This is a genomic window from Streptococcus sp. CL6.35 (genome assembly GCF_049737915.1).
In the GTDB taxonomy this organism is placed as follows: domain Bacteria; phylum Bacillota; class Bacilli; order Lactobacillales; family Streptococcaceae; genus Streptococcus.
In genome coordinates this window covers 103,933-123,472 of record NZ_JBKOTU010000006.1, presented here as the reverse complement: position 1 = coordinate 123,472, position 19,540 = coordinate 103,933, and the positions used below count along the sequence as shown (strand labels likewise).

The 19,540-nt window shown below is 38.4% G+C and carries 23 protein-coding genes; 4 read left to right on the top strand and 19 right to left on the bottom strand.

The features are described 5' to 3' along the window. Window positions 1–158: 158 nt before the first annotated feature. The 16 genes from infB to ACLNCP_RS08240 all read right to left on the bottom strand — a co-directional run bounded on the left by infB (window position 159) and on the right by ACLNCP_RS08240 (window position 12,411). Window positions 159–2,948: a translation initiation factor IF-2 gene (gene infB, locus ACLNCP_RS08315; protein WP_424844301.1), complete on the bottom strand. Its 2,790-nt coding sequence runs from the start codon at window positions 2,946–2,948 to the stop codon at window positions 159–161. Between the two features lie 16 nt (window positions 2,949–2,964). After that, on the bottom strand, window positions 2,965–3,264 hold the full coding sequence (locus ACLNCP_RS08310) for a YlxQ-related RNA-binding protein (RefSeq protein WP_033684789.1): 300 nt from the start codon (window positions 3,262–3,264) through the stop codon (window positions 2,965–2,967). Further along, on the bottom strand, window positions 3,257–3,550 hold the full coding sequence (gene rnpM / locus ACLNCP_RS08305) for an RNase P modulator RnpM (protein WP_000857559.1): 294 nt from the start codon (window positions 3,548–3,550) through the stop codon (window positions 3,257–3,259). Before rnpM ends, ACLNCP_RS08310 begins: the two co-directional genes overlap by 8 nt. A 21-nt stretch (window positions 3,551–3,571) precedes the next feature. After that, window positions 3,572–4,708: a transcription termination factor NusA gene (gene nusA, locus ACLNCP_RS08300; protein WP_084923448.1), complete on the bottom strand. Its 1,137-nt coding sequence runs from the start codon at window positions 4,706–4,708 to the stop codon at window positions 3,572–3,574. 43 nt (window positions 4,709–4,751) lie between these two features. Beyond that, a complete protein-coding gene (gene rimP / locus ACLNCP_RS08295; protein ID WP_001808691.1) occupies window positions 4,752–5,231 on the bottom strand; it encodes a ribosome maturation factor RimP in 480 nt (159 codons plus the stop codon). Between the two features lie 125 nt (window positions 5,232–5,356). Further along, window positions 5,357–5,992: a tRNA (guanosine(46)-N7)-methyltransferase TrmB gene (trmB, locus tag ACLNCP_RS08290; protein ID WP_084930052.1), complete on the bottom strand. Its 636-nt coding sequence runs from the start codon at window positions 5,990–5,992 to the stop codon at window positions 5,357–5,359. Further along, on the bottom strand, window positions 5,989–6,783 hold the full coding sequence (ccrZ, locus tag ACLNCP_RS08285; protein ID WP_000362999.1) for a cell cycle regulator CcrZ: 795 nt from the start codon (window positions 6,781–6,783) through the stop codon (window positions 5,989–5,991). The genes trmB and ccrZ overlap by 4 nt, the downstream gene beginning before the upstream one ends. A 161-nt stretch (window positions 6,784–6,944) precedes the next feature. Next, window positions 6,945–7,556 (bottom strand): CPBP family intramembrane glutamic endopeptidase, encoded by a 612-nt coding sequence (locus ACLNCP_RS08280; protein WP_247953514.1) that lies wholly within the window; start codon window positions 7,554–7,556, stop codon window positions 6,945–6,947. 29 nt (window positions 7,557–7,585) lie between these two features. Beyond that, window positions 7,586–7,834: an immunity protein BlpZ gene (blpZ, locus tag ACLNCP_RS08275; protein ID WP_247953513.1), complete on the bottom strand. Its 249-nt coding sequence runs from the start codon at window positions 7,832–7,834 to the stop codon at window positions 7,586–7,588. A 47-nt stretch (window positions 7,835–7,881) separates the two neighbouring features. After that, entirely contained in the window at window positions 7,882–8,286 is a 405-nt protein-coding gene (locus tag ACLNCP_RS08270) for an immunity protein (RefSeq protein ID WP_084861863.1), read from the bottom strand. A gap of 452 nt (window positions 8,287–8,738) precedes the next feature. Next, complete coding sequence (locus tag ACLNCP_RS08265; protein ID WP_125443382.1) at window positions 8,739–8,858, bottom strand: PncF family bacteriocin immunity protein; 120 nt, start codon at window positions 8,856–8,858, stop codon at window positions 8,739–8,741. A gap of 290 nt (window positions 8,859–9,148) precedes the next feature. Further along, window positions 9,149–9,505 carry a hypothetical protein gene (locus ACLNCP_RS08260; RefSeq protein WP_001036308.1) on the bottom strand — a complete coding sequence of 119 codons (357 nt, stop codon included), beginning with the start codon at window positions 9,503–9,505 and terminating at the stop codon, window positions 9,149–9,151. Window positions 9,506–9,868: 363 nt separating this feature from the next. Next, complete coding sequence (locus tag ACLNCP_RS08255) at window positions 9,869–10,117, bottom strand: hypothetical protein (protein WP_064276253.1); 249 nt, start codon at window positions 10,115–10,117, stop codon at window positions 9,869–9,871. Between the two features lie 435 nt (window positions 10,118–10,552). Further along, entirely contained in the window at window positions 10,553–11,590 is a 1,038-nt protein-coding gene (locus ACLNCP_RS08250) for a thioredoxin domain-containing protein (protein ID WP_424844300.1), read from the bottom strand. Between the two features lie 160 nt (window positions 11,591–11,750). Beyond that, a complete protein-coding gene (locus tag ACLNCP_RS08245) occupies window positions 11,751–12,155 on the bottom strand; it encodes a hypothetical protein (RefSeq protein ID WP_064276251.1) in 405 nt (134 codons plus the stop codon). 19 nt (window positions 12,156–12,174) lie between these two features. After that, window positions 12,175–12,411: a Blp family class II bacteriocin gene (locus tag ACLNCP_RS08240; RefSeq protein ID WP_033684811.1), complete on the bottom strand. Its 237-nt coding sequence runs from the start codon at window positions 12,409–12,411 to the stop codon at window positions 12,175–12,177. A gap of 282 nt (window positions 12,412–12,693) precedes the next feature. Between ACLNCP_RS08240 and blpA the strand changes: the two genes are divergently transcribed. Genes blpA through blpC form a run of 3 tightly spaced genes read left to right on the top strand, consistent with a single transcriptional unit; the run spans window position 12,694 to window position 16,431 of the window. Continuing rightward, window positions 12,694–14,847 (top strand): peptide cleavage/export ABC transporter BlpA, encoded by a 2,154-nt coding sequence (blpA, locus tag ACLNCP_RS08235; RefSeq protein ID WP_424844299.1) that lies wholly within the window; start codon window positions 12,694–12,696, stop codon window positions 14,845–14,847. Window positions 14,848–14,857: 10 nt separating this feature from the next. After that, complete coding sequence (blpB, locus tag ACLNCP_RS08230; protein WP_156011571.1) at window positions 14,858–16,219, top strand: peptide export ABC transport accessory protein BlpB; 1,362 nt, start codon at window positions 14,858–14,860, stop codon at window positions 16,217–16,219. Between the two features lie 56 nt (window positions 16,220–16,275). Continuing rightward, complete coding sequence (blpC, locus tag ACLNCP_RS08225; protein ID WP_064276248.1) at window positions 16,276–16,431, top strand: quorum-sensing system pheromone BlpC; 156 nt, start codon at window positions 16,276–16,278, stop codon at window positions 16,429–16,431. 43 nt (window positions 16,432–16,474) lie between these two features. On the opposite strand, the gene ACLNCP_RS08220 is transcribed toward blpC, so the two are convergent. From ACLNCP_RS08220 to ACLNCP_RS08210, 3 genes are read right to left on the bottom strand one after another with little or no spacing between them, the layout of a single operon-like run. Further along, the gene (locus ACLNCP_RS08220) at window positions 16,475–17,815 is read right to left on the bottom strand and encodes a sensor histidine kinase (protein WP_424844298.1); all 1,341 of its coding nucleotides are present in this window, start codon (window positions 17,813–17,815) and stop codon (window positions 16,475–16,477) included. A 4-nt stretch (window positions 17,816–17,819) separates the two neighbouring features. Then, entirely contained in the window at window positions 17,820–18,566 is a 747-nt protein-coding gene (locus ACLNCP_RS08215; protein WP_064276246.1) for a response regulator transcription factor, read from the bottom strand. Window positions 18,567–18,570: 4 nt separating this feature from the next. Next, window positions 18,571–18,909 (bottom strand): LytTR family DNA-binding domain-containing protein, encoded by a 339-nt coding sequence (locus ACLNCP_RS08210; protein ID WP_049494994.1) that lies wholly within the window; start codon window positions 18,907–18,909, stop codon window positions 18,571–18,573. Window positions 18,910–19,185: 276 nt separating this feature from the next. Here ACLNCP_RS08210 and ACLNCP_RS08205 point away from each other — a divergent pair, with 276 nt between their 5' ends. Next, a complete protein-coding gene (locus ACLNCP_RS08205) occupies window positions 19,186–19,515 on the top strand; it encodes a helicase BlpT (protein ID WP_141230284.1) in 330 nt (109 codons plus the stop codon). Window positions 19,516–19,540 lie beyond the last annotated feature (25 nt).

The window sequence follows — 19,540 nt, the reverse complement described above, 5'->3', positions numbered from 1 at the left end:
TCAATTTGAAATCATCTGCTTCTTTCGCCGTGGTGAAAGTGATGGAACTGATTTATCAGTCTCATCACAGGGGATTTTTGAGACCCTAGGCTCAAAAATAAGCAATGAAACCATCGGTTTGCTTGCGTCCCTCCCCACCTAAGAAAGGAGCAAAAATCTTATCTCTTGATTTCTTCCATGACATAAGCCTCAATCACATCATCCATCTTGATATCATTGTAGCCATCAATCATCAATCCACCTTCACGGCCGTTTGTAACTTCTTTGACGTCGTCTTTGTAGTGTTTCAAGCTTGCGAGTTCGCCGTCATAGATAACGACACCGTCACGGATAACACGAACTTTAGAGTCACGGGTAACCTTACCGTTGATAACCATGAATCCACCGATAGTTCCCACTTTAGACACCTTGAAGGTTTCACGAATAACTGCTTCACCGATAACTTTTTCTTCGAATTCTGGATCAAGCATCCCTTTCATAGCTTCTTCCATCTCTTCGATAACCTTGTAGATAATGCTGTGGAGACGGATTTCCACATCGTCAGCTTCTGCTTGTTGACGAGCTTGTGGTGTAGGACGTACGTTGAAACCAACGATAAAGGCATTTGAAGCTTCGGCAAGGGTCACGTCTGATTCGTTGATGGCACCGACCGCTGAGTGGACGATGGTCACTTTGACACCTTCCACGTCAATCTTTTGAAGTGAGGCAGAAAGGGCTTCAACAGAACCTTGTACATCGGCCTTGATGATAACGTTAACAGACTTGAGTTCACCAGCTTTAAGGGTATCAAAGAGGTTTTCAAGGCTGACACGTTGGGTAGCTTGACGTTGTTTCATGAGGGCACGTTTGGCACGCTCTTCACCAGCTGCACGCGCAGATTTTTCATCTTCGTAGACAGCAAAGTGGTCACCTGCCATTGGCGCTTCGTTCAAACCTGTGATTGAAACTGGTGTTGATGGACCTGCTACCTTAACACGACGACCAAGGTCGTTGGTCATAGCACGGACACGACCGAAGGTATTTCCGACAACGATTGGGTCTTGAACATTCAAGGTACCTTGTTGAACAAGAAGGGTTGCTACCGCACCTTTTCCTTTATCCAAGCGAGCTTCGATAACTGTACCAATCGCACGAACTGTTGGGTCTGCCTTAAGTTCTTGGATTTCAGCCACAAGAAGGACTGTTTCCAACAATTCTTCGATGTTTTGGTTGAATTTAGCCGAAATTTCAACAAATTCAGAATCTCCACCCCAAGCAGTTGACATAACTCCATGCTCTGCCAATTCACCAATAACGCGTTCTGGGTTGGCACCTGGTTTATCAATCTTGTTAATGGCTACGATGATTGGAACGTTGGCCGCTTTTGAGTGGTTAATGGCTTCGATAGTCTGAGGCATAACCCCGTCATCTGCTGCTACGACCAAGATAGTAATATCGGTAACAGAAGCACCACGTGCACGCATAGATGTAAAGGCCGCGTGTCCTGGTGTATCAAGGAAGGTAATCTTCTTGCCATTTTCCACGATTTGGTAGGCACCAATATGCTGAGTGATACCACCTGCTTCACCTGTCGCAACACGAGAGTTACGAAGGGTATCTAGGAGAGTTGTTTTACCGTGGTCAACGTGTCCCATGATAGTTACAACTGGTGGACGCTCAACCAACTCATCTTCATTAAGATAACCATCTTCGACAAAGAAACGTTCGATATCGGCATTATCCACTTCAACCTTTTGTTTGGCTTCGATACCATAATCCACCATGAGGAGTTCAATTGTTTCCCCATCCAAGGATTGGTTTTGTGTGGCCATGACACCCATCATAAAGAGTTTCTTAACGATTTCAGCTGGTTCACGTTTGATACGTTTTGCGATTTCCGCAACGGTCATACCATCTGTATACTCAAATTCTGTTGGCAATTCATGGAATTTACGTTCTGTAACAGGTTTTGGAGTCTGATTACGGTTGTTCTTGTTATTGCCTTTTTTGTTCTTTTTGTTGTTATTCCAGTTACTATTTCTTTGATTTCTCACTTGATTTTGACTACTTCGATTCTTTTGTTGTTTTCTAGGACCATCTTCTTCGTGATCATAATCATCACGTTCTTTGTCTGGTCGAGCTTGTTTTTTACGACGTGTATCCACTGGCGCTTCTTTAGCTACAGGAGCTGGTTCAACCACTGCTTGAACTTGTTGCGCTTGTTCAGCTAACTTAGCCACTTCTTCAAAGATTTCCTCTGGCTCCTTGCGTTTGTTAGCTTGGGCCAAGGCTTCTTTGGCAGCCTGAGTCTGCTTGAAACGTTCCTCACTTGAACGTGCGTACTCTGCATTTTGCTCTGCTTTTAGGGCTGCTGCACGGGCTTTAAAGTCAACACGTGGAGCCGCTTGATGTGGACGTTTGTCCTCTTGTTGACGACGCTCATTTCCACGATTTTGCTGACCTTGCTGTTTTTTAGCTTGATCATTAAAGCGACGATTGTCGCGGTTGCCTTGACCTTGTTTTCCGCCATTACGGCCGTCATTTTTCTGACGGTTGCCGTTTTGTTGTTGGTCACGGTTATTGCCCTTATTTTGCTTGCGTCGTTCTGCCTGTTCTTTGGCACGAGCTTCACGTTCAGCCTTGAAATTACGGCTTTGTGGTTTAGCTGCTACTTTTTCTGTTTTAGGAGCAACTGGCTCAGCCGCTTTTGCCTCTTCCTTGGCTACAGCTGGTTTAGCTGGCTCAGATTTTTCGGTTTTCTTTTCTGCACTTGCTTTTGGTGCTACAGGTTTTGCTTCTGTTTTCGGAGCAGCAGGCTTAAAGCTAGCAGCGATTTTTGCAGCGACAGCTTCTTCCACACTTGATGAGTGGCTTTTCACATCCAAGCCCAACTCTTTTGCACGCGCTACAACTTCTTTACTTTCTTTTCCAAGTTCTTTTGCGATTTCGTACAATCTTTTCTTAGACAAATCATGTCCTCCTCTTCTATTCCATAAGAGACCTCATTTTCTTTGTAAATCCAGCATCTGTTACAGCCAAAACCTTTCTCGATTTTCCGACTGCTATGCTTAATTCCAGTGTTGAAAACACGGTTACAATTTCTACTTGATAATACTGACTTTTATCTTGAATCTTCTTGGTCAGATTGGGGCCAGCATCATGGGCTAGAAAGACCAACTTGGCCTTGCCGTCTTGAATGGCCTTGACCACCAATTCTTCACCCGATATGATCCGGCCTGCTCGCTGAGCAAGTCCCAAGAGATTGCTTATCTTTTGCTTATTCAAGTCCTAACTCTCTTCTTTTCACTTTGTGATCCACATAAGCGATCAACTCGTCATAAAAGTTTTCTTCCACTTCCATGTTAAAGCTGCGGTTAAAGACCTTCTTCTTTTTCGCCTCTAGGGCTTCTGCATTGTCTAGCTTGATATAAGCGCCGCGGCCATTGGCCTTGCCTGTCGGATCGATAAAGACTTGTCCTTCCTTGTTTTTGACAATGCGGAGCAAATCACGCTTATCAATCACTTCATTGGACACAACAGACTTGCGCAAAGGGATTTTTCTCGTTTTCATCTTTCCCTCCTCTAGCAACTTTTATTCTTCTACAGTATCGTTTTCTGCTTCCAAATCTACCGAACCAGCTTCTTCCATGGCTTCAAATTCGCTAGCAGACTTGATATCGATACGGTAACCAGTCAAGTGAGCTGCCAAGCGAACGTTTTGTCCACGACGACCGATAGCAAGAGAAAGCTTGTTATCAGGAACAACCACCAAGGCACGTTTGCTGTCGTTTTCATCAAAGATAACTTGGTCAACTTCAGCAGGAGCGATGGCATTGTAGATAAATTCAGCTGGATCTGCTACCCACTCGATAACGTCGATATTTTCTTCGATTGGCACCATACGGTCACTCTTAGCGTCATAGCGAGCTGGGTGGAACTTGCTAGTGATTTTCTTGATGTTAGCTCCACCACGTCCAACGATTGTACCGATAGCGTCTACGTTTTGATTATGACTACGAACTGCAACCTTAGTACGGTCACCAGCTTCACGGGCCACGCTCATGATTTCAACAGTTCCATCATAAACTTCTGGAATTTCTTGCTCCATCAAGCGTTTGATCATTTCTGGATGGCTACGGCTAACAAAGACGTTGACACCACGAGGGTTGTCTTCAACCTTGTAGACATACACTTCGATACGATCATGAGAAGCAAAAACTTCTCCAGGAATTTGGTCTTGTTTTGACAATTGGGCTTCGATGCTGCCGAGGTTGACATAGATAAAGCGGTTGTCAAATCGTTCTACTGTACCAGACATGATTTCTTGCTCATGTTCTTTGTAAGTATTGTAAGTAATGGCACGTGTTTGCTTGCGCATTTTTTCCATGATGGTTTGTTTGGCAGATTGAGCTGCTACACGACCAAACTCAGCAGGTGCTTCTTCAAACTTGATTTTGTCACCAAGTTCATAGGCTGAATTAATGGCAAGAGCATCTTTCAAGCTGATTTCCAAACGGCTATCAAATACTTCATCAACCACTTCACGGACAGTATAAACTGTAAAGTCACCTGTTTTTTCGTTGAAGTCAATGGCTACGCTGTCTGATTGACCATAGCGTCTGCGATAAGCGGAACGAAGCGACTCTACTACTGCGTCGATGATGTCTTCTTTTTTGATTCCCTTGTCTTCTTCCAAAATGCGGAAGGCCTCTAGCATTTCTTTACTCATGTTTTCTTCACTTTTGAATCCTCAAAAGCTATCCTTTCTTTTTCTATAATTTAACTGCTAAACGTGCTTTTGATACTAAACTGTATGGAATTTGGACAGTTTTCTTACGCGTCTTGTCCATATATTCCATGGTCAACTCGTCCTCTTCGAAGGCCAACAAGGTTCCTTCAAAGACCTTTTGCTTATCGATGGCTTGGTAGAGCCCGACATGGATGTATTTCCCAACCGCTCCAGCAACGGCATCCTTGGTTTTTAAAGGACGTTCCAAGCCTGGACTGGTGATTTCTAGGAAATATTGTTCTGGGAAGGGATCTGGCTTGATGGTGTCTAGGACAGGACTGATAATTTCTGTCAAGTCTGCCGTGTCGTTCAAGGTAATTCCTTCAGGTTTATCTACAAAAATACTGAGAATCATGTCACTGCCAATCTTTCCATACTCGATATCCACAAGTTCGAAAGGTGCTTCTATGACAGGTTCTACAACTTCTCTGACTAATTCTACGATTGTTGCGATTGCGTCCACCTCCTCATAAGCAAGAGGCGAAGATATTTCCCCGCCTCACTTTTCATATTCTTACTCTTAGTATAGCACTTTTTACTACTTATGTAAAGCAAAAGCACTTATACAGCCTGATTTCAGGCTATTTCTTAAAATTCTGCCTCAACTCGGTAGATAACTTGACCCTTGTTGGAGAATTTTTGCTCATATTCTGTCATGACATTGCCTTCAAAATCACTGGCATGTAAATCAAGCCAGACACCATTGAGCTTCATGCCATACTGAGAAAAGCTCACTAAACTGTACTCAAACAAGCCACGATTATCCGTCTTGAAATGAATTTCTCCATTTTCAGGCAAGATACGTTTGAAGGTATCCAAGAAGGTCTTGTAGGTCAAACGACGCTTTTCATGGCGTTTTTTCGGCCATGGATCTGAAAAGTTCAGATACAAACGATCAATCTCACCGTCTTCAAAGTAGTCAGTCAAGTCAGAACCATCTACCCACAAGAGCTTGATATTAGGCACTCCAACTTCAAGAACCTTGTCCAAAGCGTAGCTCAAAACAGACTTTTGAATATCAATCCCGATATAGTTGATGTCAGAGTTTTGCTTGGCCATACCTGAAACAAAGGCTCCCTTTCCACTTCCAACTTCCACATGAATGGGATTATCATTGCCAAACAAGTCCCGCCATTTTCCCTTGGCTTCCAAGGGATTGAGGACCACATACTGGGGATTTGCCTCTAGTAATTCTGTCGCCCCTTTACGATTTCTAACTCTCATCTTCTCTTTCCATACTTGTCTCGGAAGTGACGCAAGCCATGAATCTCCCGATTGACATTTTCTAAATCTTGGTTCATATAATACTTGGAAATCTGGCTCAAATAAGACAGTTGACCATACCAATACAATTTATTTAATACCGTTTGATTATACTTGTAACCGTAGTAAGTCAACCATTCCTTCCACTGATGTTCTGGAATATAATGGCAGAGCATATGGGCCACATCAAACATGCGATCGGTCAATCGAACCGAATCCCAATCTACTAAATAAATCAAGCCACTGTCTGTCTCAATCCAATTACTATGTCGTACATCTCCATGGACAATGGTCGCATGGTCCTCTCTAAATCCTGGAATAGTCTGACGTAAATCAGCCATCACTTCACTGATAAAATGATTTTTACGCAAAGCATCTGGAGCCGTTTCCTGCCAAGACTGCAGTAAATCTACAGGTGTTTCCATGGCATAGCCCAAACGACTCAACTGTGTCATCAAAGGACGTGAGCGATGAAGACGGGTTAAAATATTGACGATTTGTTTACGATTCATATCATAGGGGGTCAATATCTTGCCTGTCAACCATTCTTGAGCACACATATCACGCCCATCTGCCAAACGGCGACTCCATAATAATTGTGGAGCAATTTGTTCTCTAGCTAGACCAGGTAGGATTGGAGAGGTGTTCATTTTTACAAAGATGCGCTTCCCATCAGGATAGCTACCCATATAAGCCTTGCCACTCTTCCCAGGTATGGGAGTCAGTGTTAGCTCATTATCACCCAAATCCATTTCTTTCCTCCGTATAAAGTTTCCTTACTATTCTACTAGTTTTTGGCCTATTCGTCAACCGCTCCAGACCCGATTCTCAAAGAAAAGCCTCTAGATTGGCTTGGGTATCATTATAGAAAGAAAAAGGTAAGCACAATCTCCTACTTACCTTTTCATAATTTTTATAAATAATATAGGAGTGGCAAACTGTTGTAAAACATATGGACTAGAGTAGAAACCCATAGGTTTTGGCTCTTTTTATAAGCAAAGCCCAGCAACAAGCCTCCAAGTAGATAATAGAAAAACGAAGGCACATCATAAGGTTCATGCATGAAAGAAAAGAGAGAGGAAGTCAGTACAAGTCCTAGCCAAGAATTGTCAAAAACCGCACCCTGAAGAAGTCCTCTAAACAGGAGTTCCTCCTGGATAGGTGCCAAAACTGTAGCACTAACAATAAAAGAAAGCGAAAATCCTTTACTAGCTTCCTCAAGGTGTTGATCCGAAGCACCAGAAACAACTGAGAAAAAAGCATGATAGCTAATACTTACAAGCACAGTGAGAAGAAAAATTCCAATGAACAGCAAGAGTTGTTTCCTGCTTAACATCCCAAAAGAAATCATGTCAAACCATTTCGCATAGCCAAAACTAAGGAAAAGCAAGAGACTCTTTATAATAATGAATGTGTACTGGTGTTGAAAATAATCTCCTTGATTGATGGAATATCCCGCTGCACCAAGGATTGCAAATACTAAAAATCCCAAAAATAAGGCATGACACTTATTGAAAATGGCCATAAAACTATCCTCCTCAACAAACAGACTTCCTACACGTCATTCTTTAGTTCTAGCCTTTCCAAAACAAACCATTTTAGCAACCAAAATCCGACCACATAGCCAGCCCCTAAGAAGATAGCCATTAAAGCTAGCATGGGATTCAGGGAATTAAAGACCACCGCAGACACAAAGGTTAGCACAAAAACGTTAAAGGCAATGGTGTCAGAAGCCAAGACTAGAATATAGGGTGTCAACCAGTCTAAGGTTTTGGAATCTAGGAAAAATAAGTGTTTATACATGATAACCTCCCCTTGCCAGACCATAGGTTAGTCCCATATAAAACAAGCTACTTTTTATAATACTTCAAGCCCCAAATGAGCAGAAGCATGATGATCAAGCAGAGAATGGCACCAATGTAAGCGATTAATTGTTGATAGAATTCTCCTGCTGTGATCCCTCTATACAAACAAATAATAGACATAAAGCCTGTCAAACCGATAAACATAAGTTGATTGGTTCTAGGACTAACCAAATCATCATCTTCAAATTCTCTTATCCTCATTTCCCTAGTGAGGTAAACAGTGACCAAAATGGAAGCCAAGTTAATAACCACTAAAAGAAATTGGAAAACCAAGGAAAAATTTAAAAACTGACGTGATAGAAATAGATAAGTAGAGACAAGCAAGGGCAACTGACCTAGGAACAATCTCGCAAGGAAGATGTTCCGTTTTTTAGCAAGAAAAGTTTTCATTTCTTTGCTCCTTTCTTTTTAGTTAAAGCAAAATAGATCACAACCGCAATCATATAGGCTATGGTATAAAATAGATGATACCAAATACTCTCCCTAAGCGGATAAAGAAGGATAGACATGATCAGATATAGAACGAAAATAATCAGTATTTTTTTCTTCATAAAATTTCCTCCTAAATGTATGCTTTATCTTAGTTTAGCTACAACCTTTACACTGCTAGTATAGCACTCATTTTGACCTTGGATCACTCAAATCATAAATGGTCATCAAAACATCTTGAATTGTAAAAAATTTAAAAAGCAAGCATGAAAAACATACTTGCCCTTTACACCGTATTGATACCAACTTAATTTGTAGATTTTTTATCCTGCTATCACATATCATTTTAACAGGCGAAACAATATTAAAGAAACTCCCCTGTAGATTAAACTAGCGATAAAAAATCTTTTTATCTAATTAGATCTATCTTTATTCTTCTTTGGAGATTTTAAAAATTTTTTCCTAATTAAAGAAGTAATAAAAGAAACAAACATACCAACAACAAAAGCAATAAGAAAACTTTTGAAATCCATAATTACCTCCAAGTACAGCTCCTCTACATACAAGCTCAAGCCTTTAAGCAACTATAATAGCCAATTGTAACATTGTTTTTGCATTCACGAGGAATACCTCTTTTTACTTTCGTCCTATTACAACCTTAATAAGATTAGTATACTACTATTTTTTAAAATTTTCCATCCAAATCATAAATGGTCATCAAAACATCTTGAATTGTTAAAAATAAAAAAAGCAAGCATGAAAAACATACTTGCCCTATGGAAACTTAACAATGTGAAAATACAAAATCGAAAACTATTCACCCTTACTTCCGTCTGTTCTCATAGATTCTCATGATTGCAACAAGGATAGCAGCTGTCCCACTTGCCAAAGCGATAAGGGTAATGATAATGTTGAGGATTTCAGGCGTCCTCCCTATTCTGTTGATAAGACGGAGTAGGGATATAACTGTCAGCTGAATCAGGAGTATTGATTCTACTCTTACCAATGAAGTCAGTTGATTTTCAACTGCATATAAAAAGGCTGGTAACATAACACAGGCTATAGCAATCACAAACAGATTGCTCCCTGTTTCTTCTCCCTTGTTCACCACGGAAATCATGAGAAGATTCGATGCTATAATCAACGTAGAGCAGATGATAAAAAAGGATTTCTTATTCATTTAATATACCTCACATACTCTGGTAAAAGTCAGGCTCGATAAAGACAAACTTTATCTGTTAACTTCTGCTAATTGAAACATTGTTTTTGTATTCACGAGGAATGCTTTTTTTATTTTCGTCCTGTTAGAATACCGTATGCTTGTACTCCATCAAGCAACCCCATTCCATTAGATAGTATGTTGTCTAGCTCCTCCATCTTTTCATCTGAAAATGTTATTTTTCAGCGTTGATTGCTTTTTCATAGGTCGCTATCGTCCTTGACAACACCATCTTCCCAAACTCTTCTCCAAGTAACTTCTTTTTACTCGCCATTTTCCCCCTTTATTTTACATTTTTTAGTACTGTTTCAGTTTTTTTAATTATTATTTCCCCTTCTCGTCGTCTTCTTTTTTATATTCGTTTAGTGCTTTTACGCCTTCACCATAAATGAAAAAACCTAAACCTAAAGAAAACGGTGTTCCAACTATTTGTACAACTTTTGCCCACCTTGGGTCAAAATCTTCTGAAAAATAGACAAGAACCACATTAATTAGGAGTGCAACGATTAAAAAATATGCTCCCCCGTTCGCAATGCTATGCACTGCTCTTTTAATTTTTCTACTCTTTTTCATTGTATTTTTCCGTTCGTATTTTTCTTGTTTCTACTTCCGCTAATACTAACTATTTACCATTAATACTAACTATTTACCATGCTTTTTTACCTATACATCAACTACTATTTAATTCTCTAAAAGTGGTTAGTTTTCTCCTCTATAAGAGTTGGTATTCCACTTTCGGATACAATCTTAACAATGTTAGTATACTACTATTCTTTGAAATTTTCCATCCAAATCATAAATAGTCATCAAAACATCTTGAGGCGTTAAAATAATCGAAAAAGAAAGCATTTCGGAAATACTTACCCTTTTATCATTCAGTTCATATACAATTATAATCTTTTATATATAAACTAAATACACCTATCTTCTCACTCTTGCCTATAGGTAAATTCTAGCCATATGTTATTACAAACAAATAGTATCATTTTACCTGTTTACCATCTATTTTTATTTATAAATTTTTTGTTTCACTTTAATCATTATAGAAGCCATAAAAAACGCGACAGCCAGCCGAAGCAGTTGGTAACTTTCTGTCTCTCCTGTTTTCGGTAATAATTTTTCATTCGAAGTAATAGATTCGCTTACATAATCAGCATCCTTAACATCAGTTAAAGAAATTTTATTTTCTTGAGCAACATCAAAAATAGGTTTGGGGGTTTCCAATTGATTCTTATTGTCGAACATTGCTAAATTGCCAGATTGAGTAGTTTTAGCTTTAGAAGTTGAGTTTATACTCTCCACTTTCCCACTATTTTCGCTATTAGAATTGGGATTATCATTGGATATTTTCATTTCGGTTCTTTTTTCATCACTCATACCTTTGCTGTCGCTTACAACTTTATCACTAATACTCATGCTGTCATTTCTGGTTTTCTCATCACGGACACTTTCAGTTACTGTTTCCTCAGAAGATTTCACTGTCTCCGTTTGCTTAGGTGAGTTTCTCGAGTACATATAATCATACACCTGCTGTGCAGTTGCTCCGTCACCAACCCATCCAGATATCGGATGTCCATTTTTTAAATACAAAATTGTTGGTGTTCCTGGAATACCGACTTTTTTAAATAGAAACTCTCTCGCTTCCCCATCAAAATCCTTACCATCCAAATCATAATACTCTAACTTCTTTTCAATCAAGTTATTAAATTCTTTCAATTCAGGAGAAAATTGACGACAATGAGAGCAAGTTTTTCTACCAAAATAAATAGTATGTTCCAACTGATCCTCCGTAAAAGATTGACGAACGGCTTCAATATCTATCTTTTTAAAGTCCGTAACATTCTTCTCATACTCTTCTGGGGTTACAACAGAAGGTTTATGCTCCACCTTTTCCTTAGCCGATGGCAAATCTGGTGCCACAACAGAACTATCATTCGCCTGGATAGATGAAGTAGTAGGATGTTCTTCTGCATATACAACACCCGTAGTAATAGATGCAAATACAAATGGTACAAGTAATAGCGATTTTATCTTTTGTTTCTTCATAAGAATACTCCTTTACATTTGTTATCTTTATCTTACCTTATTTAAGATTACAAATTCATATAAATCTTAAATGGTCATCGAAACATCTTGAATTGCAAAAAATTCATTATAAAAGGGTAAGTATTTCAAAAACACTTACCCCTTTATACTTCATCAAGCTCTACTTTTTATAATACTTCAAGCCCCAAATGAGTAAAAACATGACAACCAAGCAGAGAATAGCGCCAATATAAGCGATTATTTGTTGGTAAGATTCTCCTGCTGTAATACCTCTATACAAACAAATGATAGACATAAAACCTGTCAAGCCGACGAACATGAGTTGATTGGTTCTAGGACTAACCAAATCATCATCTTCAAACTCTCTTATCCTCATTTCCCTAGTGAGATAAACAGTAGCCAAAATAGAAGCCAAGTTAATAACTACTAAAAGAAATTGGAAAACTACGGAAAAATTTAAAAACTGACGAGATAGAAATAGATAAGTAGAAACAACCAAAGGTATCTGTCCGAACAACAACCTCACTAAGAAAACATTGTGTTTTGTTGCAAAGATTTTTTTCATTACTATCTCCTTTCATTTGCTAACAGGTAAGTGCACCACCAATCCCACCTAGTACAGCACCAATTGCTCCTGTTCCTATAGCATATGGTCCCAATAGAAATGTCGAACCATAAGTTGTTGCATACCCATCAAGTGCGCCATACGCAATCCCTGCTCCACAAGCAATTGTTCTTCCCCAATCAATATCTCCACCTTCAACGCAAGCAAGCATTTCATTATCCATAACAGAAAATTGTGACATCATTTTTGTATCCATGACAAATACTCCTTTTTTATTTTTAATTTTTGTCCTGTTGCAACCTTGACAGTTTAAGTATAGCACTGTTTTTAAAATTTTCTTATCTAAATCTTGAATTGTCATCGAAACGCCTTGAATTAGCTTTTTTATTTGAAATCACCTCTAAATTTTTTAAAAAAAGACAGTTTCTAATCACTTTTTTACCATTCAGGAAATTTCAATGACTATTCAAGATTTTATAAAATATGAACTTATTATTATGGCATAATATATCTATCTACTATATGAAAGGACTTGCCAATGACTTCTTATAAACGTACATTTGTTCCTCAAATAGATGCGAGAGACTGTGGTGTCGCTGCCTTAGCCTCGATTGCTAAATTCTATGGTTCAGATTTTTCTCTAGCTCACTTGAGAGAACTTGCAAAGACCAATAAAGAAGGGACGACTGCTCTTGGCATTGTAAAAGCCGCAAATGAAATGGGATTTGAAACAAGACCTGTTCAAGCAGATAAAACGCTCTTTGATATGAGTGATGTCCCTTATCCATTTATCGTTCACGTTAACAAAGAAGGAAAACTCCAACATTACTATGTTGTCTATCAAACAAAGAAAGACTATCTGGTTATTGGTGATCCTGACCCTTCTGTAAAAATCACCAAAATGTCAAAAGAACGCTTTTTCTCTGAATGGACTGGAGTAGCTATTTTTCTAGCTCCCAAACCCAGCTATCAACCCCATAAAGATAAAAAGAATGGTCTACTAAGCTTCCTTCCTCTGATTTTCAAACAAAAATCTCTCATTGCTTACATTGTTCTCTCAAGCTTATTGGTCACTATTATCAATATCGGTGGTTCTTATTATCTCCAAGGAATCTTGGATGAATACATTCCAAATCAGATGAAATCAACTTTAGGAATCATCTCAGTTGGTCTGGTTATTACCTATATCCTCCAACAAGTCATGGGCTTCTCCAGAGATTATCTCCTAACTGTTCTGAGTCAGAGATTAAGTATTGATGTGATTTTATCCTATATTCGCCATATTTTTGAACTTCCTATGTCTTTCTTTGCGACACGTCGTACAGGAGAAATCATTTCACGGTTCACAGATGCTAACTCTATTATAGATGCCTTGGCTTCTACCATTCTTTCTCTTTTTCTGGATGTTTCTATTCTGATTCTTGTAGGAGGCGTCTTACTGGCACAAAACCCTAATCTCTTCCTTCTTTCTCTTATTTCCATTCCTATATACATGTTCATCATCTTTTCTTTTATGAAGCCTTTCGAAAAAATGAACCATGATGTCATGCAAAGTAATTCTATGGTTAGCTCTGCCATTATAGAAGATATCAACGGGATTGAAACTATAAAGTCGCTCACGAGTGAAGAAAATCGCTATCAAAATATAGACAGTGAATTTGTAGATTATTTGGAAAAATCCTTTAAGCTCAGTAAGTATTCTATTTTACAAACGAGTTTAAAACAGGGAACAAAATTAGTTCTGAATATCCTTATCCTATGGTTTGGCGCTCAATTAGTCATGTCTAATAAGATTTCTATCGGTCAACTGATTACTTTTAACACACTTCTTTCTTACTTTACAACTCCTATGGAAAATATTATCAACCTCCAAACCAAACTCCAATCTGCGAAGGTCGCTAATAACCGTTTGAACGAAGTCTATCTAGTCGAATCTGAATTTAAAGTTCAAGAAAACCCTGTTCATTCACATTTTTTGATGGGCGATATTGAATTTGATGACCTTTCTTATAAGTATGGTTTTGGACGAGATACCTTAACAGATATTAATCTCACGATTAAACAAGGAGATAAGGTTAGCCTAGTTGGAGTCAGTGGTTCTGGTAAAACAACTTTAGCCAAAATGATTGTCAATTTCTTTGAACCCTACAAAGGACATATTTCCATCAATCATCAGGATATTAAAAACATTGATAAAAAAGTCTTGCGCAGTCATATTAATTACCTACCTCAACAAGCCTATATCTTTAATGGATCTATATTGGAAAATTTAACCTTGGGTGGTAATCATATGATTAGCCAAGAAGATATTCTAAGAGCTTGTGAATTAGCTGAAATCCGTCAAGACATTGAAAGAATGCCTATGGGCTATCAAACTCAGCTCTCTGATGGAGCTGGTCTATCAGGAGGACAAAAGCAACGAATAGCCCTCGCTCGTGCTCTTTTAACTAAAGCTCCTGTTCTAATACTAGATGAAGCTACTAGCGGTCTTGATGTCTTGACTGAGAAAAAAGTTATAGATAATCTTATGTCTCTAACTAATAAAACCATTCTCTTTGTAGCCCATCGTCTCAGTATAGCCGAACGAACTAACCGTGTCATTGTTCTTGACCAGGGGAAAATCATTGAAGTTGGTAGTCACCAAGAGTTAATGCAGGCGCAAGGCTTCTACCATCATCTATTCAATAAATAAGGAGAATGTCATGAATCCTAATCTTTTTAGAAGCGTCGAGTTTTATCAGAGACGTTACCATAACTATGCGACAGTATTAATTATACCTCTTTCATTACTATTTACTTTCATCTTGATTTTCTCCCTTGTTGCCACAAAAGAAATTACTGTTACTTCCCAAGGGGAAATCACCCCTACAAGTGTCATTGCATCCATTCAGTCAACAAGTGATAATCCTATCCTTGCTAATCATTTAGTGGCAAATCAAGTAGTTGAAAAAGGTGAGTTACTCATCAAATACTCTGAAACAATGGAAGAAAGTCAGAAAACTGCCTTAGAAACTCAATTACAAAGACTTGAGAAGCAAAAAGAAGGACTTGGAATTTTGAAACAAAGCTTAGAAAAAGCTACTGATCTTTTTTCTGATGAGGATGAGTTTGGCTACCATAATACCTTTATGAATTTTACTAAACAAGCTCATGATATTGAGTTAGGTATCTCAAAGACTAACACTGAAGTTTCAAATCAAGCCAATCTTGCCAATAGCAGTTCATCAGCCATCGAACAAGAAATTACAAAAGTTCAACAACAAATTGGAGAATATCAAGAGCTGAGAGATGCTATCATAAATAACAGAGCACGCTTACCAACTGACAATCCGCACCAGTCAATTTTGAATCGTTATCTTGTAGCCTCACAAGGACAAACACAAGGAACTGCAGAAGAGCCATTTTTATCTCAAATTAATCAAAGTATTGCAGGTCTGGAATCATCTATCGCAAGCCTCAAAATTCAGCAAGCTGGTATCGGAAGTGTAGCAACTTATGACAATAGTTTAGCGACCAAAATTGAAGTACTTCGTACTCAATTTTTACAGACAGCTTCTCAGCAACAACTAACCGTGGAAAATCAATTAACAGAATTAAAAGTACAACTAGATCAAGCGACACAGCGCTTAGAAAACAATACCTTAACCGCTCCAAGTAAAGGTATCGTTCATCTGAACAGCGAATTTGAAGGTAAAAATAGAATTCCAACTGGTACAGAAATTGCTCAAATATTCCCTGTCATCACAGATACAAGAGAAGTACTAATCACTTACTACGTATCTTCTGACTATCTACCTCTACTAGATAAAGGACAAACTGTAAGATTAAAACTGGAGAAGATTGGAAATCACGGCATTACCATCATCGGCCAACTTCAGACAATTGATCAAACTCCTACCAGAACAGAGCAAGGAAATCTCTTTAAACTAACCGCTCTTGCAAAACTATCTAATGAGGATAGTAAACTCATCCAATATGGCTTACAAGGTCGCGTCACTAGTGTAACTGCAAAGAAAACATATTTTGATTATTTCAAAGATAAAATTTTAACCCATTCTGATTAATTTTCAGATAACACTCTATAACTATTTATTATCTTATCAAAAAGGAGAATTGTAACATGGATAAGAATCAAAACCTAACTTCATTTCAAGAACTAACAACTACCGAACTCAACCAAATTACAGGTGGAGGATTGTGGGAAGAACTTTTATATAACATTCGTATATATCCTCTTCACATCACACAAGGACTTCATCAACCAATACAACTATAAAAAAACAAGACCAAGAGAAAGCACTCTCGGTCTTATTTTTTCATCATTCTGTATGTATCATAGTAAGCACCTGACGAAAGACTTGATCTTGACAGGTGGTATTTAGACTGGTATTGGGATGACTTTCCACAATTTTCATAACGGTATAGAGACCGACTCCTCTCTCCTCCCCTTTAGAACTTGCTCCAAAGGAGAAGATTTCAGAAATATCTATGCTCTCTTCTTTGATGGAGTTTTCAATGATAAAGGTCTCCTGTTCTCCATTTTTAAAAAAAGCGATTGAAACATGAGGTTGACTAGCCTCTATACTAGCTTCAATAGCGTTGTCACAAAGGATAGACACAATAGTCAGAAAATCAAGCAGGCTCATCTCCTCTACCTGAATCTCCTCAGGAACTTCGACATTAAAGATAATCTTCTTATCTATGGCTTTTAGAAATTTCCCCGCGAGGAGACTTTTGAGGGCACGGTCACGAATATTCACCAATCTGCCCAGGTCATATTTATTGTCCTGCAATTTCTGACTAGAATCCTTTAAAACAGAGTCGTAAATCTCTTTTATCTGCTCCATATTCTCCTCTTCAATACCCAGACGTAAACTGGTTAAGAGGTTGGTGTAGTCATGTCGAAAGCTCCGCACTTCCTTATAAAGCTCCTCTATATGCCGACTATAGCGTTCCATATCTCTATAGCGCAAGATCTGCTCTTGGTTCAGTTTTTCCTGAAGTTTTTCCTTCAAATAGGTATCCAGCTTCTTGATAACACCCATAAAAAAGAGCAAGTAAAACACTAGAATCAGATGGCGAACAGTCGTTGATTGAATACCTTGTACATATTCAAAATAAGACAGACTTTGCATCACTAGATAGTAAGCCCCCATTATCCAGTTAATCTTAGTCAGGGACTTTTGAAAACCTTTATCTAGAATCTCCTTTCTCAAGCTAGTGAAATCATAGTCTAACCATCTCAAAAAGGCTAGAGAAATGAAGAAATTGAAAATTATTATACATAACCAAGTAAATGAGTAGTCATTATATAGTTGCCCTTGCTCTAAAAACGGAAGCAAAAAATAGGAAAAACCTCTATAAAAGAGATTTACCAATATCATTGGAAAGAGACCATAAAAGATAAGGAGTTTTTTAGGAAGCCCTCTAAACAATAAGAAAGATAAGCCGATACCGTACAATGGTTCCGTAAAATAAGATAGGTAATCATTTCCTACTATATAGTTAATTGTTACAAAAACAAATGCCAACAGTATCTTAAAAAGAAAGGCCTTAAAAATCCTCTCAAAAGTGAGACCAATTCCATCTACCTTAAAAAATATAAACAACTCCAATCCAGATACCAAAAATGTATAAACTATTTTCCAAACTATTTCCATTCCATCACCTCACTAAGTGTAAGTTATTGATAGCCTCAGACACTTCCCTGACCTTATAACGCGCGATTAGGCAACTTCTCCCATTGGGGAAGAAAAGGAGTTTTTCTTTCTTATCCAAATGTATCACATTGGCAGGATTGATGAGAAAAGAGCGATGGCACTGCAGGAGACGAGGCTCCTGCTTGAGAATCTCCTCTAAACTCGCTGTAAATTCCAGTCTGTCCGTCTCGGTATAGAGAATGACATGATGAGATTTAGAAGACGTTTCGAGATAGTAAACCTCTTTAAAAGGATACTGGAATTGGGCAAATTTTGATTTAAAGTAAAAACAATCTTCCGCCAGACTTTTACTGTCTTGACTATTGGCATAGAGGAGGGCTGTCTCGATACGAGATTCAAATTCCTCTGCCGAAAGGGCCTTATCAATGTAGTCCAAAGCTGACACTTGGTAGCGAAAGGACAGGGGCATAAACTCCGAGTGAGTCGTCACAAAGACGATTAGGGCATACGGATCCCGATCCCGAATCTTTCTAGCCACTTCTAGCCCTTTCATCTCCTCATTTCGAATCTCAATATCCAAAAAGAATAGCTGATGGGCGCCCTTCTCATGCACCTCTTCCAGCAGTTGGTCTGGCTTGCCAAAGACCTCAAAAGAGCTGGGAGTGATATGATGTTCTTTCAAAAGTTTCTCAATCGTCGTTTCAATTCTAGCTTGTTGGGAAAAATCATCTTCTAAAACAAATATTCTCATCTTCTTACTCTCCTTCTTTCAACCATTTTTGACGAATTTCTCTATAGCGACGTCTGGCATACTTGACAGCGTATTGACCTTCTTCTCCAAGAAAAAGGATTCTTTCTTGAAAATCAATCGATTTTACTTTATCAAGATTGACCAAACAATTTCGATGACATCTCATCAAGGTTTCCCCATATTGGTTCTCAAGATTACTTAAATTTTGAACCATATTAAAACTAGCCTCTTCTGTAACAATCTGTACAGTATGGGCTTTAGTTGGATGTGCTTGGATATAGTAGATATCGTCTACTTTTACTTTATAGGCTGTCTTCTGTGTCTGAATAATCATATGTTTCATTGGATTCTCCTCCTAAGAAGAGAATAACAGAAAAAATCTAACACAAGCCCACCAAATCCTAAACAGTCTTTGAAAACTCCTAAAAGGATTATTTTTCTACAACATCATGATGAGCTTACAACTATTTTATCATAAAATCTTAACAGTACCATTCAGGAAATTTCAAGTACAATTAAAGATTTGAGGCTGAAAAAAACTCTAAAAATGGTAGACTAACAGTATCAAAACACAGTTGCTAGAACCAAGACTGGCACCCAGATTAAAGGAGGAATTTTCATGACAGACACAGACCCCATCAAAAGAGCTCAGACTTTGATTACTGACTTAAACAAAGCCTATCAAGCATGCAAACAGGCAACCGCTGACGACGTCCGCTTTCAGGAACAATTAGACTCTATTCTTGGTTTTCTAGCCAAGACTGAGACAGTGGACAATCGAGTCTTGATTGAACTGGAAAAATTTTACCAGACTTCCAGTCTTCTCATGGGACTCAGCGCTCTTGATCCAGATGCTCCTACTCGCGCCGCTTGGCGGGCCTATGACCGCTTCCACTTTGACCAAGTCAAGACCAAGTTAAGTCTCTACGGTCCAACCATTCTCTTGTAGAAAATAAAAGAAGCTGAGACAAACT